The organism is Burkholderia sp. B21-005 (assembly GCF_020843965.1).
In the GTDB taxonomy this organism is placed as follows: Bacteria; Pseudomonadota; Gammaproteobacteria; order Burkholderiales; family Burkholderiaceae; genus Burkholderia; species Burkholderia ambifaria.
On sequence record NZ_CP086301.1, the window covers coordinates 1950695 to 1967545 of the forward strand.

General features: G+C 65.9%; 16 protein-coding genes. All 16 read right to left on the bottom strand.

What is annotated here, in order from left to right:
* Positions 1-202: 202 nt before the first annotated feature.
* The 16 genes from LMA02_RS09135 to ndk all read right to left on the bottom strand — a co-directional run bounded on the left by LMA02_RS09135 (position 203) and on the right by ndk (position 16761).
* Complete coding sequence (locus LMA02_RS09135; RefSeq protein ID WP_166723190.1) at positions 203-799, bottom strand: phosphoribosyltransferase; 597 nt, start codon at positions 797-799, stop codon at positions 203-205.
* A gap of 8 nt (positions 800-807) precedes the next feature.
* Positions 808-2154 (bottom strand): adenylosuccinate synthase, encoded by a 1347-nt coding sequence (locus LMA02_RS09140; protein WP_228904431.1) that lies wholly within the window; start codon positions 2152-2154, stop codon positions 808-810.
* Between the two features lie 113 nt (positions 2155-2267).
* Positions 2268-3416 carry an ATP phosphoribosyltransferase regulatory subunit gene (locus LMA02_RS09145; protein ID WP_166723188.1) on the bottom strand — a complete coding sequence of 383 codons (1149 nt, stop codon included), beginning with the start codon at positions 3414-3416 and terminating at the stop codon, positions 2268-2270.
* A gap of 112 nt (positions 3417-3528) precedes the next feature.
* Positions 3529-3720 carry a DUF2065 domain-containing protein gene (locus LMA02_RS09150; RefSeq protein ID WP_006755322.1) on the bottom strand — a complete coding sequence of 64 codons (192 nt, stop codon included), beginning with the start codon at positions 3718-3720 and terminating at the stop codon, positions 3529-3531.
* 36 nt (positions 3721-3756) lie between these two features.
* Positions 3757-4656: a protease modulator HflC gene (hflC, locus tag LMA02_RS09155; protein WP_228904433.1), complete on the bottom strand. Its 900-nt coding sequence runs from the start codon at positions 4654-4656 to the stop codon at positions 3757-3759.
* Between the two features lie 14 nt (positions 4657-4670).
* Entirely contained in the window at positions 4671-6026 is a 1356-nt protein-coding gene (hflK, locus tag LMA02_RS09160; protein WP_228904435.1) for an FtsH protease activity modulator HflK, read from the bottom strand.
* Between the two features lie 47 nt (positions 6027-6073).
* A complete protein-coding gene (gene hflX / locus LMA02_RS09165; RefSeq protein ID WP_174959440.1) occupies positions 6074-7249 on the bottom strand; it encodes a GTPase HflX in 1176 nt (391 codons plus the stop codon).
* A gap of 72 nt (positions 7250-7321) precedes the next feature.
* Positions 7322-7564 carry an RNA chaperone Hfq gene (gene hfq / locus LMA02_RS09170; protein ID WP_006754897.1) on the bottom strand — a complete coding sequence of 81 codons (243 nt, stop codon included), beginning with the start codon at positions 7562-7564 and terminating at the stop codon, positions 7322-7324.
* Positions 7565-7718: 154 nt separating this feature from the next.
* The gene (gene der / locus LMA02_RS09175; RefSeq protein WP_006754898.1) at positions 7719-9056 is read right to left on the bottom strand and encodes a ribosome biogenesis GTPase Der; all 1338 of its coding nucleotides are present in this window, start codon (positions 9054-9056) and stop codon (positions 7719-7721) included.
* Between the two features lie 248 nt (positions 9057-9304).
* Complete coding sequence (bamB, locus tag LMA02_RS09180) at positions 9305-10450, bottom strand: outer membrane protein assembly factor BamB (RefSeq protein WP_228904438.1); 1146 nt, start codon at positions 10448-10450, stop codon at positions 9305-9307.
* Between the two features lie 40 nt (positions 10451-10490).
* A complete protein-coding gene (locus tag LMA02_RS09185; protein WP_175730877.1) occupies positions 10491-11120 on the bottom strand; it encodes a tetratricopeptide repeat protein in 630 nt (209 codons plus the stop codon).
* Positions 11121-11176: 56 nt separating this feature from the next.
* Positions 11177-12517 (bottom strand): histidine--tRNA ligase, encoded by a 1341-nt coding sequence (hisS, locus tag LMA02_RS09190; protein ID WP_126227980.1) that lies wholly within the window; start codon positions 12515-12517, stop codon positions 11177-11179.
* Positions 12518-12534: 17 nt separating this feature from the next.
* Positions 12535-13839 carry a flavodoxin-dependent (E)-4-hydroxy-3-methylbut-2-enyl-diphosphate synthase gene (gene ispG, locus LMA02_RS09195; protein ID WP_228904440.1) on the bottom strand — a complete coding sequence of 435 codons (1305 nt, stop codon included), beginning with the start codon at positions 13837-13839 and terminating at the stop codon, positions 12535-12537.
* A 106-nt stretch (positions 13840-13945) separates the two neighbouring features.
* Entirely contained in the window at positions 13946-14962 is a 1017-nt protein-coding gene (locus LMA02_RS09200; protein WP_228904441.1) for a helix-turn-helix domain-containing protein, read from the bottom strand.
* Positions 14963-15140: 178 nt separating this feature from the next.
* Entirely contained in the window at positions 15141-16280 is a 1140-nt protein-coding gene (gene rlmN, locus LMA02_RS09205) for a 23S rRNA (adenine(2503)-C(2))-methyltransferase RlmN (RefSeq protein WP_006755776.1), read from the bottom strand.
* Between the two features lie 55 nt (positions 16281-16335).
* Complete coding sequence (gene ndk / locus LMA02_RS09210; RefSeq protein ID WP_006755775.1) at positions 16336-16761, bottom strand: nucleoside-diphosphate kinase; 426 nt, start codon at positions 16759-16761, stop codon at positions 16336-16338.
* Positions 16762-16851: the final 90 nt, after the last annotated feature.

Below are 16851 nucleotides of genomic sequence, written 5' to 3' on the forward strand. Positions count from 1 at the left end.
CCTGCCGTGTTGCCCTGACACCACGTGATCCACGCCGCGCATGCAATCCCACGCAAGCTGTGGCAGGGCTGCCATCATAGCCGGGGCCGCGCCGCCTGCCTACCGCGAATGCCCGATCGCCGCGCCCGCCGGCGTGGCGCCCCAATGAAAAACGGCGCCGCAAGCGGCGCCGTAAAAGGCTTTCCTTCGATCGGCTGGGCGCTTACGCGCCCGAACCGTCGCGCTGCGAGCGACCACGCTTGATCCACGCCTCGATGTTGTGCGGACGAACAGTGTCCCACTCTTCGAACGGCTGATGAATCCACGGGTTCGTCGGCAGATACTGCGTGTGATAGTCGGGCTTCACCTTCGAGCAGCCCTTGTACCAGAGCACGGCCGAACGCACGGCCGTGACGGACGGATAGCGCTCCTTAAGGTGCTCCTGCACGCGCGCGAGCGTAACGCCCGAATCGACGAGATCGTCGACCAGCAGCACGTTGCCCGCGAGGTTGCCGCGCGTCATCGTGATGTACTGCGCGATGTCGAGCTCACCCTGCTCGGTGCCGGCCGCTTCGCGGTACGAACTCGTCGCGAGGATCGCGAGCGGAACGTCATAGATGCGCGAGAGCTGATCGCCGACCCGCAGACCGCCGCGCGCGAGGCACAGGATCTGGTCGAACTTCCAGCCCGATTCATGCACCTGAAGCGCGAGCAGCTCGATCAGACGATGGTATTCGTCCCAGCCTACCCACAGGTTCTTGTCGTCGTTGCGCGGATCGGTCATCAAGTCTGCCGCCGTCATCGTGATTTGCTGCGTCATGCTGAAAATTACACCTTGAACGGATGGCGGAGCAGGATCGTCTCGTCGCGATCCGGGCCGGTCGAAACCATGTCGACCGGCACGCCGGCCACTTCCTGGACACGGGTCAGGTATGCCTGCGCATTCGCCGGCAGCGCGTCCCACGTCTTGATGCCGACGGTGCTTTCCTTCCAGCCGGCGAAGGTTTCGTACACGGGCTCGCAACGTGCGACATCGGCCGCACCGCGCGGCAGGATGTCCACGTCCTTGCCGTCGATCTTGTAGCCCACGCACAGCTTGACTTCATCGAGGCCGTCGAGCACGTCGAGCTTCGTCATGCACAGGCCCGACACGCCGTTGATCTGGATCGAGCGGCGCAGTGCGGCTGCGTCGAGCCAGCCGGTGCGGCGCGGACGGCCGGTGACCGAGCCGAATTCCTTGCCGACGTTCGCCAGCGTGACGCCGACCTGTTCCTGACGCTGCGGGTTGTCCGCATCGTACAGCTCGCTCGGGAACGGGCCCGCGCCGACGCGCGTGCAATACGCCTTCGTGATGCCGAGGATGTAGTTCAGCTTCTGCGGACCGACGCCGGCGCCGGCCGATGCCGCACCCGCGACGCAGTTGCTCGACGTGACGAACGGATAAGTGCCATGGTCGATGTCGAGCAGCGTGCCTTGCGCGCCTTCGAACAGCAGGTTCTGACCGGCGTTGTTCGCGTCGTACAGGCGGCGCGACACGTCGGCCACCATCGGCTTCAGGCGATCGGCATAGCCGAGCATCGTGTCGAGCGTGGCCTGGAAATCGACGGCTGCGCCACCCAGGTACTGGGTCAGCACGAAGTTGTGGAAATCGAGGTTTTCGCGCAGGCGGTCGGCGAAGGTCTTCGCGTCGAACAGGTCCTGCACGCGCAGCGCGCGGCGGCCGACCTTGTCTTCGTACGCGGGGCCGATGCCGCGGCCGGTCGTACCGATCTTGCCCGCGCCCTTGCGCGCTTCGCGCGCCTGGTCGATCGCGATGTGGTACGGCAGGATCAGCGTCGTGGCTTCGGAAATGAACAGGCGATCGCGAACGTTCACGCCGGCTTCTTCCAGCTCGCCGATTTCCTTGAACAGTGCCTCGGGGGACAGGACGACGCCGTTGCCGATGTAGCAGGCGACGCCTTCACGCATGATGCCCGACGGAATGAGGCGCAAGATGGTTTTCTTGCCGCCGATGATGAGGGTGTGGCCGGCGTTGTGACCGCCCTGGAAACGCACGACGCCCTGAGCGTGGTCCGTCAGCCAGTCGACGATCTTGCCCTTGCCTTCATCACCCCATTGCGTTCCCACGACGACGACATTGCGCCCGGGAGTCACGTTCACTGCGCTGGCAGACATGTTGATTCGTTAGCTGGTTAAAAACGTATTCTACCTATGTTCGCGGGCGTTTCCGAATTTTTCCGTTTCGCTTCAACGATATGCACGCTGAACGACGGCCCGCGAACACCTGTTTAACGGGGTTCGACCACCCATGCGCCGTTGCGCTCGACGAGCGAACGGTCGCACGCGAATTCGTCGAGCACGTGGTCGTGCCCCGGCAATGCCTGGATCACCACCTCGCCCGCATCGCGCAGCGCCGCAACGGCCGCGCCCAGCGCATCGTCCTGCGCCCACGGCGCGAGAATCGCGGTGCCGCGCGCTTCGATCGGTGAAATGCGCGCGAGCTCGCGCAGGTCGAGCGAGAAGCCCGTCGCCGGGCGGGCGCGACCGTAAGCCTGCCCCACGTGGTCATAACGGCCGCCGCGCGCGATCGCGTTCGGCACGCCGTCGATGTACGCCGTAAACATCGCGCCGCTGTGGTACGCGTAGCCGCGCAGGTCGGCCAGATCGATCGCCACCTCGACGCCCTTCGCCTGGGCCGCGAGCTGCGCGAGATCGTCGAGCGCGCGCGTGATCTCGGGCAGCACCGGCAGCCGTGCGCGCGCCTCGTCGAGCACGCTCGCATCGCCGTACAGATGCGGCAGCGCACGCAGCGCCGCGCGCGTGTCGGCGCCGAGATCGTCGGTGAGTTCGTTCAGCAGCGGCACGTCCTTGCCCGACAGCGCGTCGTACAGCGACTCGCCACGCTCGGCGGCCTGCGCGTCGCGCGCGAGCAGCGCCGCGAGCACACCTGCATGGCAGAGGTCCAGACGGATTCGCGACAGCCCCGCGAGGTGCAGCGCGTCGAGCATCAGTTGCTGGATCTCGAGATCGGCTTCCAGCCCGGCATGCCCGTAGATTTCGGCGCCGATCTGAATCTGTTCGCGCGTCGCGTGCAGGCCGCGCGGACGCGTATGCATCACATGCCCCGCATAGCAAAGGCGCGTGACGCCCTGGCGGTTCAGCAGGTGCGCGTCGATGCGCGCGACCTGCGGCGTGATGTCCGCGCGCAGGCCGAGCGTGCGGCCCGACAGCTGGTCGACCAGCTTGAAGGTGCGCAGGCGCAGGTCGGTGCCGCCGCTCGTCAGCAGCGACTCGAGGTATTCGAGCAGCGGCGGCATCACCATTTCGTAGCCGTACGAACGGAAGCGGTCGAGCAGCCTGCGGCGCAGCTCCTCGATCTTGCGCGCTTCCGACGGCAGTACGTCGGCGATATTCTCGGGAAGTAACCAGGTCGACATCGGTACGGTCCTACGACGGGAAACAGGGCGCGACGCGCGCGCCACGAGATGAATCGGAAATCGGAATCGTGCGGAACGGACGGCGGATGCGCCGTCCGGTTCAGGTCTCCGTTCAGGTGGCGAGCAGCAGCAGGATGAGCCCCAGCGCCATCACGATGAGCCCGCCGATCCGGATATGATGCGGCGGCCGCTCCGCTATTCTACGAAACGTGTCGCGCCAGGCGACGGGAAACACGAAGGGAAACGCCCCCTCGATGATCAGCATCAGTGCTACCGCGAGCAACAACGAACCAGCCAGATCCATGCGAGCGACGGCGCCGCTCGACGCGGCGCCCCAAGGTCAGTGTTTGCGGGGAGCAGGTGCCGCCGGTGCGGCACCGCCCGTCGGGCTGCGCATGAAACGGAAAAACTCGCTGTCGGGATCGACAACGATGATGTCGTTGCGCTTGAAGGTATTCCGGTAAGCCTGCAGGCTCGCGTAGAACTGGTAGAACTGCGGATCGCGGCCGAACGCGTCGGCGGCGATCGACGCGGCCTTCGCATCGCCCTCGCCCTTGATCGTCTGCGCGGACTTGTACGCATTCGCGAGCACCGCCTGCTGTTCGCGTTCCGCATCGGCCTTGATCTGTTCGACATCCGCAGCGCCATCCGCGCGCACCTGGGCGGCCTGGGCGCGCAGCGCGGCAATCATCCGCTGATAGACGGCGTCAGCCTGCGCAGCCGGCAAGTCGACGCGCGTCAACTGGACATCGACCACGTCGACGCCGAAGCCGGATGCCTTCGCGCGCACCGCATCGCGAGCCGCATTGGCGATGTCTCGCTGTCCGCCGAGCGCGTCGTCGAGCGCGCGCTTGCCGAACGCGTCACCGAGCGCGCTCTTCAGCGCGCCGGCCAGACGCTCGGTGGCGGCGGCCGAGTCGCCGCCCGTTGCCGCGAAGTATTTCATCGGATCGCTGATCCGGTACTTGACCGCATAAGTGACGAGCAGATCGTGCTTGTCTTCGGTCGCCAGTTGCAGCGGATCCGATGATTCGAGCGATTGCAGGCGCGTGTCGATCAGCGTCGCCGTCTGCAGCGGCGGCGGCAGCTTGAAATGGATGCCGGGGCCCGCGAGTTCGGGCTGCGTGCCGTCGCGGCCCGACAGCACGGCCGTATGGCGCGGATCGACGGTCAGCACGGTCGACGACGCCGCGAAGGCGACGATCACGATTGCGACGACGAGCGCAATGATTCGGTTCATGTTCTGCGCTCCCGTTACTTCGTATCGTCTTCGCGCGAGCGGCTGCGGAACGCTTCGCGCGACCGCAGCACGTCGCTGCCCGGTGCGGGCGCCGCCGCGGCCGAAGCCGCGCTCGCGGGCACGCTCGCCGCCGCGGCGGCCGGAGCCGACGCTGCGTCGGGCGCAGATGCGCCGGCGGGCGTCGCGGCATTCGCGGTGCTCGTGGCGTTTTGGCGCCCCTGCTCGACGAGCTTGTCGAGCGGCAGGTACACGACGTTGCTGCCCTTGTTGCCGACAAACACCTTCGTCGCGTTCGAATAGATTTCCTGCATCGTCTCGAGGTACATCCGCTCGCGGATCACCGCGGGCGCCTTCGAATACTGCGCATAGACCTGCTTGAACCGGTCGGCGTCGCCTTCGGCCTCGGTGACCACGCGATCGGCATACGCCTTCGCTTCGTCGGCGAGTTTCGCGGCATCGCCCTGCGCCTTGGGCAGCAAGTCGTTCGCATAGGCCTGCGCGGTACGCTTGGCGGCCTCGCGGTCGTCGCGCGCCTTCGCGACTTCGGCGTACGCGGCTTGCGTCTGCTCCGGCGCCGCGACGCTCTGCATCGTGACGGCCGTGACCTCGAGCCCCGACTGATAGCGATCGAGATCGCGCTGGATCGCGGCGGACAGCTGCTCGCGCAGCGCGTCGCGGTCCTGGCTCAGCATGTCGGCTGCGCTGCGCGTGCCGACGATCGCGCGCACCGCGGCCTGGGCGGCCTGCGACACGCTGCGCTCGGGGTCGACGCTGCGGAACAGGTAATCGGTTGCCGAACGGATCCGGTACTGGACGACGAAACGCACGTCGACGATGTCGGCGTCGCGCGTCAGCATCGCGGCTTCCTTCACGTTCGCGAGACGCACGACGTTGTTGCGGCCGATCTCGATCGAACGAACCTGCGACGTGTCGACGATCTCGTGCGACGCGAACGGATACGGCGCGCGCCAGTGCACGCCCTGACCGACCGTGCCGGACAATTTGCCGAACTGCAGCACGACGCCCGTCTGGCCGTCCTGCACGACGAACAGCCCGCTGCCCGCGTAGACCGCGACCAGCACGCCGATCACGATGCCGACGCCGACGCGCGCGGCCCGGCCGTTGTCGGGCCGGAAGCCGTTGCCGCCCTTGCCGCCGAACAGGCCGCTCAGACGCCGGTTGAAGTTGCGCCACATCTCGTCGAGATCGGGCGGACCGTCACCGTCGCCACCGGGCGGACGCTTCGATTCGTTCGCACGCGGACGGGATGCGTCGTTGCCCTTGCCTTCGCCGCGTCCCCAGCGGGGATCGTTGTTCGACAGCAAGGCGCGCATCCGCCGCCAGGTACTCCGCTCGTTGTATTCGTTCACCAGAGTTTGTTCACCAGATGGGACGCCAGCGAACCGGCCGGGGCCGGTTAGCGCCCGTGTTCGGAAATCGTGTGGTCTTCGTGTGGTTCAGCGGGAGCGCCGTCGAGCGCGCCGTTGGGTAACGTCGCGCTGGAAAGGTGTTCCGCGGAGGCGATTTCGGCGATAGCGGCACGCAACGTGTCGAGACCCTGACCAGTGCGCGCGCTCAAAAAGACGCGCGAAATATTACCATACTCGTCGCGCTCGACCGCGTCGCCGCGGGCCGCCAGCTCGGGCACGGCGTCGATCTTGTTGAACACCAGCACCTGCCGGATCGTGTCCGCGCCGATTTCGTGCAGCACGCCGTTCACCTGCTCGATCTGTTCGAGCCGCACCGCGCTCGACGCATCGACCACGTGCAGCAGCAAATCCGCATGGATCGTTTCCTCGAGGGTCGCGCGGAACGCGGCAACCAGTTGGTGAGGCAGTTCGCGGATGAACCCGACCGTATCGGACACGACGATCTGGCCGACCTCGTCGCCCAGGTACACGCGCCGCGACGTCGTATCGAGCGTGGCGAACAGTTGATCGGCCGCATAGGCCTGCGCCTTCGTCAGCGCATTGAACAGCGTCGACTTGCCCGCGTTCGTATAGCCGACGAGCGACACCGACATCGTGCCGCTGCGCGCGCGCTGGCGACGCTGCGTGCTGTGTTGCCGGCGCAGCCGGTCGAGCCGCGACTTCAGCATCTTGATGCGCTCGCCGATCAGCCGGCGGTCGGTTTCGAGCTGGGTTTCGCCGGGGCCACGCAGGCCGATACCACCCTTTTGCCGCTCCAGGTGGGTCCACGCGCGAATCAGACGGGTCGACAGGTATTGCAGCTGCGCGAGCTCGACCTGCAGCTTGCCTTCGTGGCTGCGGGCGCGCTGCGCAAAGATATCGAGGATGAGACTCGTGCGATCGACCACCCGCCTGTTAAGCGCCTGCTCCAGGTTGCGTTGCTGAGCCGGCGCCAGTGCGTGGTTGAAGATGACGATTTCGACGTTGTGTGCGTCGCAGGCAAGCCGTAGTTCTTCGGCTTTGCCGCTGCCGATGAACATCTTGGCATCGGGACTGGCGCGACGACCCGTGAGGGTGACGGCGGGACGTGCCCCCGCACTTGAGGCGAGAAGACTGAGTTCTTCGAGACTGGCTTCGAAATCGGTCTTGCCGAAGTCGATGCCGACGAGCGCTGCGTTGATCAAATTATCGGGTGTCAAGATAAGGCGGCTGGCATCGGTCGCTCGCGGCGACCGGATGCCGGCCGCTGCGATAGGTTAGGACGTGGTGGCTTCCGCGTCCGGGTGGAAATTCACCGGGCGCGCCGGCACGACCGTCGAGATGGCGTGCTTGTAGACCATCTGGGTCACCGTATTACGGAGCAACACGACGTACTGGTCGAACGATTCAATGTTCCCTTGGAGCTTGATGCCGTTGACGAGATAGATCGAAACGGGAACGTGCTCTTTGCGCAGTGCGTTCAAAAACGGGTCTTGTAACAATTGCCCTTTGTTGCTCATGGCGTACTCCATCTTTTTTTGCAGGTTGATCTGAATTTGGCGCCGAAGAAAAAGAGATCCGGCGCCAATCGCTACACTATAGCTGATTTTGCCTGCCCCGCCCGGCAGCAGGCCATGCGGCCTATCCCTTGCGGGACGTGCGTGGCAGGCATGTTCAGCCCTTGTCCGCGTACGGATTGTTCGACGAACGGAACTCTATGCGCAATGGAGTCCCGGTCAGGGAGAAAGTTTCGCGGAATCGGTTTTCGAGGTAGCGCTTGTACGTTTCGGTCACCGCGTCGAGCGCGTTGCCGTGGATCACGATCAGCGGCGGATTCTGTCCGCCCTGGTGCGCGTAGCGCAGCTTCGGACGCACCGGACCGCGACGGCGCGGCTGCTGGAACTCGACGGCCTCGATCAGCGCGCGCGTGAGCTTCGGCGTCGGCAGTTTCGCCATGGCCGCCGCGTACGCATCGTCGACCGAGCGCATCAGCGCGCCGATGCCCGTCTTCTTCGCGGCCGAAATGTAGTGCGATTTCGCGAAGTCGAGGAATTTCAGCTTGCGGGTCAAATCCGCTTTCGCGCGATCGCGCGCGTGGTCGTCGAGACCGTCCCACTTGTTGACGCCGATCACGAGCGCGCGGCCCTGTTCGACGACGAAGCCGGCGATGTGCGCGTCCTGATCGGAAATGTCCTGCTGCGCATCCAGCAGAAGAATGACGACGTTCGCGTCGGAAATCGATTGCAGCGTCTTCACGACCGAGAATTTCTCGATCGCCTCGAACACCTTGCCGCGGCGTCGCAGGCCCGCCGTGTCGATCAGCGTGTATTTCTTGCCGTTACGCTCGAAGTCGACGTAGATCGAATCGCGCGTCGTGCCCGGCATGTCGAACGCGATCACGCGGTCCTCGCCGATCAGCGCGTTCACGAGCGTCGACTTGCCGACGTTCGGGCGGCCCACGATCGCGATCTTGATGCCGCGCGACGGATCGTCTTCGTCCGCTTCCTCGGGCTGGCCCGCGTACGCGACTTCCAGCGCCTCGTTGATCATGTCGGTCACGCCGTCGCCGTGCGCGGCCGAGATCGCGCGCGGATCGCCGAGGCCGAGCTCGTAGAAGTCCGTCGCGACCGCCGTGTACTTCATCCCCTCGGCCTTGTTGACGACCAGGAAGATCGGGCGGCCGGTCTTGCGCAGGTAGTCGGCGATCGACTTGTCCTGCGGCGCGAGCCCGTTACGGCCGTCGACGATGAATACGACCACGTCGGCTTCCTCGACGGCCTGCCGCGTCTGACGCGCCATCTGGTGCAGGATGCCGTCCTTCGCGACGGGTTCGAAGCCGCCGGTATCGACGACCAGGTACGGCCGTTCGCCGACCCGCCCTTCGCCGTAATGGCGATCGCGCGTGAGGCCCGGCAAGTCGGCGACCAGCGCATCACGCGAGCGCGTGAGCCGGTTGAACAGCGTGGATTTCCCCACATTGGGGCGCCCAACAAGGGCAATGACCGGTTTCATCTGTGTTTTCTACGGTGATGCGCAGCAGCGGGAGGCCCGCTGCTGCGGGCGGCTGCGCTGAATGAAAATATCACGAATTCGCGCCGCGCCGGATGCGCGCGCCGGGCGCGCGTTGCACGCCGTGGTCTTTCGTTTCGAACTGCCTTTCAAATACCGAGCGGCCGGGGACACCGGCCGCCTTCGTGTCGCGCGACCGCGGCGCGCGGGACCAGGCCCGTCGCGCCGCGATTGCGCCTGTTGCGTGCGCGTCAGCGCGGACGGAACCCGTACAGGCCGCCGTCCGTCGTCTGCACGACGAGCGTATTGCCCGCCAGGACCGGCGCCGCGGTAATCGCGCTGCCGTCGGTCTTCATCCGGGCGATGAAGCTGCCGTCCTCGCGCGACAGGAAGTGCACGAAGCCCTTGTAGTCGCCCATCACGACCGCATGGCCAAGCAGGTAAGGCACGCCGACGTCGCGGCTCTTCAGCTTGTCGTTGCGCCAGATCTGGTTGCCGCTCGCCGCGTCATAGGCCGTCACGACCGACCAGTCGTCGCCGCCGGCGACGACCGAATCGTCCTGCGCCAGGCCGCTGCGGCTCGAGAACGACTTTTCCCACAGCGGACGGCCCGAATTCGCGTCGAAGCAGCCGATCTGCCCCTGGAACGTAACCGCGCACGCTTCGGCACCCACGAGCGTCGGCGGACCGCTGACGTCGTTGATGCGCTCCACTTCGGTCACACCCTTCGGGAACGACACCGGAGTCTGCCAGAACGGTTCGCCCGTCTGCAGGTTGATCGCAACCAGACCGCCGCCGGGGAAGCCCGCCAGCACGGCCGCATCGCCCGCGAAGGTCATGCCGGCCGACACGCGCAGGTTCAGCGGCACCGCGCGGTTGCGGTAGTTCCACTTCTGCTCGCCCGTCTGCGCGTTGAACGCGATCACCTGGCCGTCGATCGTGCGCACGACCACGAGGCCGTTGCCGACCAGCGGCGGCGAGAAGATCTCGCCCTGCACGCTCGTCTTCCACAGCAGCTTGCCGTCGGGGCCGAGGACGAACACGCCGCCCTTGAGCGCGCCGACCGCGGTCAGGTTGCCGTCACTGCCGACACCGGCCGACAGGTCCGAACCGACTTTCGAGCGCCACAGCGTCTGGCCCGTCTTCGCGTCGATCTTCTCGACCGAACCGTTCTCACCCGCGGCATAGACGGCATCACCCACGGCCACCGGCGTGAACAGGTAGCGCCCGCCCTTGCCGACGCTCGCCTTCCAGACCTGTTGCACGTCCATGACGGGCTTGAACTCGGTGAGCGGCGTCGGCACGCGGCGCGCGTCCTTCGACGACGAGCAGGCCGCCAATGCCAGGACAGCCGCCGCGCAGGCTACGGGCACAGCGTAACGTTTCAGCAAATTCATCGGTTAGCGAAGCAGAGTTAAGAGGTTGAGGGGGCCGGAATCAGCCGCCGAGCGCGTCGAGCTTGAACTGCACGAGCTGGCGCGCGGACTGGTCGTCCTTCGACAGGCCATCGAGCGCAAGCTTGTACGCAGCGCGCGCGTCGTCGGTCTTGCCTTGCGCGGCCAGCAGATCGCCGCGGCGATCCGCCACGACGCCCTTGAATGCATCGACCGGCGTGCCGGACAGCAGCGCGAGGCCCGCATCGTACGCCTTCTCGTCGAGCAGCAGCGACGCGAGACGCAGCTTCGCGATCTGCTTGTACTCGTCATCCCTGGCGTGATCGACAGCCCATTGCAACTGTGCCTTCGCGCCGGCGGCGTCGCCTGCCGCGTAGAGTGTCTTCGCGGCCGACAGGGCCGTCATCTGCGCATACGGCGTGCGGCCGAACTTGTCTTCCATGTCGGCAGCCGCGCGGGCCATCGTCGCCTTGTCGTTCGCGGCGGCGGCCTTCTGGACCTGCTCGTACAACCCGGAAGCCTCGGCGGCCTGACGGCGCTGCCAGTAATTCCAGCCGTTGAAACCGGCCGCGACGACCAGCGCCGCGAGCACGATCCACGTGGTGAGGTTGCCCCAGCGGGCCCACCACGCCTTGACACTTTCAATCGATTCTTGTTCGTCGTGATAACTCATCGGCGAGCGATTCCTTCCTGTTCAGGCTTTTTCTTGTCGAGCGAATGCCAGCGCGATCAGTCGTCGCCGTCTTCGGCGGATGCAACCATCGCATTGATTAGGAATTCGGTCAAGCTTTCGACCGGTACGGTCTGCTGAACGTTCTTTTCCCCTTCCTCGCCTGCACCGCGCAGCGCTTTCACGCCCACCGTGCCGTTCGCGACCTCTTCTTCGCCGAAGATCACCGCGAACGCGGCACCGCTTGCATCGGCCCGCTTCATCTGCGACTTGAAGCTTGCCGGCGCGCCGTCGGCGCTGCAGTGGAAAATCACGTCAAGGCCCGTATCGCGCAGACGCTCGGCCGCGATGAACGCCTGTTCGCGCGCCGTCTCGCCCTGGTGCACCACGTACACGTCGACACCTTCCTGCTCGGGCACGAGATCCTCTTCCTTCAGCAGTTCGAGAATGCGCTCGATGCCCATCGCCCAACCGCATGCGGCGGTCGGCTTGCCGCCGAGCTGCTCGATCAGCGGATCATAGCGGCCGCCGGCCGCGACGGTGCCCTGTGCGCCGAGCTTGTCGGTCACCCACTCGAACACGGTCAGGTTGTAGTAGTCGAGGCCGCGCACGAGACGCGGGTTGATCTTGAACGGAATGTTGTTCGCGAGCAGCAGGCGCTGCAACCCTTCGAAGTGCGCACGCGATTCGTCGCCGAGGAAGTCGATCAGCTTCGGCGCGTTCTGCGCGATTTCCTGCAGCGCGGGATTCTTCGTGTCGAGCACGCGCAGCGGGTTCGTATACAGGCGGCGCTTCGCGTCCTCGTCCAGTACGTCAGCGAACTGCTCGAGGTACTTGATCAGTTCGACGCGGTGCGCGGCCCGCTCTTCCGCGAGGCCGAGCGAGTTGATCTCGAGCTTGATGCCGGTCAGCCCGAGGTCGTCCCACAGGCGCTGGCACATCATGATGATCTCGGCGTCCGCATCCGGGCCCGCGAAGCCGAGCGCCTCGACGCCGACCTGGTGGAACTGGCGGTAGCGGCCGCGCTGCGGACGCTCGTGACGGAACATCGGGCCGATGTACCACAGGCGCTTCGGGCCGTCGTACAGCATGTTGTGCTCGATCGACGCACGCACGACGGCCGCGGTGTTCTCCGGGCGCATCGTCAGGTTCTCGCCGTTCAGCGCGTCGGTGAAGCTGTACATTTCCTTCTCGACGATGTCCGTGACTTCGCCGATGCCGCGCGTGAAGAGCTGCGTGTGTTCGACGATCGGCGTGCGGATGTTCTGGTAGCCGTACGCGCGCAGCAACGATTTCACGGTAGCTTCGAAGAACTCCCACAGGCCGGCATCCTGCGGAAGGATGTCGTTCATGCCTTTGACACCGGTGAGCTTCTCGATCTTGCGTTTCTGTTCAGTCATCGTGTTGTGTGGACGAATTAATTCAGGGCTTCGGTGCGGCCGTAGTTGCGTGCGACGTAGTCGCTGACGATCTGCTGGAATTCCTCGGCGATCCGCTCGCCGCGCAGCGTCTTGACCTTCTCGCCGTCGATGAAGACGGGCGCGGCCGGGTTCTCGCCCGAACCCGGCAGGCTGATGCCGATGTTCGCGTGCTTCGATTCGCCCGGGCCGTTGACGATGCAGCCCATCACCGCGACGTTCATCTTCTCGACGCCCGGATATTCCTTGCGCCATACGGGCATCTGCTCGCGCAGGTAGGTCTGGATCTGCATCGCGAGCTCCTGGAACAGCGTGCTCGTCGTGCGGCCGCAGCCCGGACACGCGATCACCATCGGCGCAAACGAGCGCAGGCCCATCGTCTGCAGGATTTCCTGGCCGACGATCACCTCGCCCGTGCGCGGCGCGCCCGGTTCCGGCGTCAGCGAGATGCGGATCGTGTCGCCGATCCCTTCCTGCAGCAGCACGCCGAGCGCGGCCGTCGAGGCAACGATGCCCTTCGAGCCCATGCCGGCCTCGGTCAGACCGAGGTGCAGCGCGAAGCCGCAGCGGCGGCCGAGTTCGCGGTACACGGCGATCAGGTCCTGCACGCCGCTGACCTTGCACGACAGCACGATGCGATCACGGCCGAGACCGAGTTCGACCGCGCGCTCGGCCGAGCCGATCGCCGACTGGATCAGCGCCTCGTACATCACGCTTTGCGCGTCCCACGGCTGCGCACGCGCGCCGTTCTCGTCCATCATGCGCGCGAGCAGGTCCTGGTCGAGGCTGCCCCAGTTCACGCCGATCCGCACCGCCTTGTCGTACTTGGCCGCGGCTTCGATCATCAGCGCGAACTGCGTGTCGCGCTTCGCACCCTGGCCGACGTTGCCGGGATTGATCCGGTACTTCGACAGCGCTTCCGCGCAGCCCGGGTAGTCGCGCAGCAGCAGGTGGCCGTTGTAGTGGAAATCGCCGACGAGCGGCACGCTCACGCCCATCCGGTCGAGCTGTTCGCGGATCGCCGGCACGGCGGCCGCGGCCTCCGGCGTGTTGACGGTGATGCGGACCAGTTCGGAGCCCGCGTTCGCGAGTTCCTTGATCTGGATCGCCGTGCCGATCGCGTCGGCCGTGTCGGTATTCGTCATCGACTGGACGCGCACCGGCGCATCGCCGCCGATCGTCACGAGCTGCCCGCCCCAACGAACATCCACCGCATGCGACACGCGACGCGGCTGATGCCCGCCGAATACCGGCTCGGTTGAACAAATCTGACTGCTGCGTGGGGATTGAGCTTCGGATTGCATCGATAGATCCATTTACGCGGAATGCGCCGCGAAGCGGCGCATGAATTGAAAAAGCGCCGTGCCCTCGCGGCCTGTCCTGGACAGGCCCTCGCCACGGCGCTTGACGTCAGGGCAACGTGAACCGCGCCACGTTACCCCGCGCTGCCGAATATTTTGCCGGATCGACAGGTTTTCCGTCGAACGCGACCGCGTCCATGCCTGCCTTGTTGCCGATCGTGACCTTGAACGGCCCCTCGCCGGCGACCTGCTTCGTCTCGCCGGCCCGCACCAGCGCCGAGAACAGCTCCTTGCCGTTCTTGTCGCGCACGCTGAACCAGCAATCCTGCTTGACCTTCAGTTCGACCATCGACTGGCCTGCCGCCACCACGACGCTCGCGGGCTGGGCCGGCACGGCCGCGCCGCTCGCTGCAGCCGTCACGACGGGTTGCGATGCAGGCACCGCGACCGGCGGGGCCGGAACCGGCGCCGGTGCAGCCGATGCAACGACCTGCGGCGCCACGGCGGATGCCGCAACCTGCGCCGGGGCAACGTTGCCGGCTGCCGCCGACGCGCCGCCCGCGGCGGCCTCTTCGACCGAAGACGCCGCCGGCGCGCTGGCCGCCGACGCATGTTCGGTGTCGCTGCCCTTGAAACGCGCGAGCCAGCTCGACGAATCGCCGCCAGTGTGCCACATGAGCACCGCGACCACCGCGACGACGACGATCGCCGTCCCCCACAGCCACGGATGGTGGCGCGACGAGCCGCCGAGCGGAATCGACACACGGCCGCGCGGCAGATCCGTCCCCGACGACGCGGGCATCGACAGATCGACTTCCGGCACGCCGCGCTCGCGGCGCAACGCCTGTGCAAACGGCTCCGGATCGACGCCGAGCATCTTCGCGTAGCTGCGCACGACGCCGAGCGCGAACGTCACGCCGGGCAAATGGCTGATGTCGCCTGCCTCGAGCGCACGCAGCTTCTGCGGGGCGACCTTGAGCCGCGCCGACACGTCGTCGACCGTCCAGCCCTTCGCCTCCCGGAGCTGCGCCAACCGGCTGCCGACGGCCGCCAGCGTTTCCAACTCCGCCGGTGCCGGCTTCGCGGCATCCGTCTCTGCGCCGTTTGTCGGCTGCGGCTCACTCATCCTTGTCCTCGCGTCGATTCTTCTTCACTGGCGAGCGCCGCCGGCTCCCGCCGGCCGGCACCCGCAACTGTCCATATCATGCGCGGCGCCAGGGCGCCGCGACCGATCGCTATTCGCGTGTTGTACCGCCAAGAGGTTCGGGCCTCCGCGGCCAGGCCGCCCCGACCTGGCATCCCCGTCAAATCGCCCGAACTTCGATGATTTTTGCTGCTGCGCCCGTTCGCTCCGCCAGGCGCGTCCGGTCCTTCACGGCGCCGGCCAGCTGGCCGCACGCGGCGTCGATGTCGTCGCCGCGCGTCTTGCGCACGGTCGTGACGACTCCCGCGTCGATGAGGACCTGGGCAAAGCGCTTGATCTGCTCCGGCTTCGAGCGGATGAGGCCCGATTCCGGAAACGGATTGAACGGGATCAGATTGAACTTGCACGGAACGTCACGCGTGACGGCCAGCAGTTCGCGCGCATGCGCTTCGGTGTCGTTGACGCCGTCGAGCATGCAGTACTCGAAAGTAATGAAGTCGCGCGGCGCGACTTTCAGATAGCGCTGGCACGCGGCCATGAGCTCGCGAAGCGGATGCTTCTTGTTGAGCGGCACCAGCTCGTCGCGCAGCGCATCGTTCGGCGCGTGCAGCGAAACGGCGAGCGCGACCGGCAATTCGGCGCCGAGGCGGTCCATCATCGGCACCACGCCGGACGTCGACAGCGTGACGCGGCGGCGCGACAGGCCGTACGCGTTGTCGTCGAGCATCAGACGCATCGCGGGCACGACCGCGCTGTAGTTCAGCAGCGGCTCGCCCATGCCCATCATCACCACGTTGGTGACGACCCGTTCGGCCTTGCCGTTCGGACCGGGCGCGCGACCGAGCGACGCACGCAGTGCAAATTCGGCCATCCGGAGCTGGCCGATGATTTCGGCTGTCGACAGGTTGCGGGAGAAGCCCTGCTTGCCCGTCGAGCAGAAGCGGCAGTTGACCGCACACCCGGCCTGCGACGACACGCACAGCGTGCCGCGCGTCTCTTCCGGGATGAACACGGTTTCGACCGCATTGCCGTTTCCGACGTCGATCAGCCACTTGCGCGTGCCGTCGGTGGAAACGTGATCGCTGGCGATCTCGGGCATCACGATCGACGCACGGCCCTTGAGCTTTTCTCTCAGGGACTTCGCGAGATCGGTCATGCCGTCGAAATCGCCGGCGTTGTACTGGTGGATCCAGCGCTGCAACTGCTTGGCGCGGAACGGCTTCTCGCCGAGGCTGCCGCAGTACGCGACAAGACCCTCGGCATCGAAGTCGAGAAGATTGACGGAAGTTTCGCTCGTCATGATGTGCTGCCTTGCCGCTTGCGCTGAATCCTGCCTACTTGTTGCCAGCCAGGGCTTAGCGCGAGTAGACGTTCATTTCCGGGAAGAAGAACGCGATTTCGACCGCGGCCGTTTCGGCAGCGTCCGAGCCGTGCACGGCGTTCGCGTCGATGCTGTCGGCGAAGTCGGCGCGGATCGTGCCCTTTTCCGCCTTCTTCGGATCCGTCGCGCCCATCAGGTCGCGGTTCTTCAGGATCGCGCCTTCACCTTCCAGAACCTGGATCATCACCGGGCCCGAGATCATGAAATCGACGAGGTCCTTGAAGAACGGACGTGCTGCGTGAACCGCATAGAACTTCTCTGCGTCGCCACGCGACAGGTGAGCCATGCGCGATGCGACGATCTTCAGGCCGGCGCCTTCGAAACGGCTGTAGATCTGACCGATCACGTTCTTTGCCACCGCATCCGGCTTGATGATCGACAGGGTGCGCTCGATTGCCATAAAAACTCCAAAAAATTAAGAAGTTACAGGTTCAAATGAATCCGCTATTGTAGCACGATCCCGTGTATCATTGCGATTGAACCCTTACAC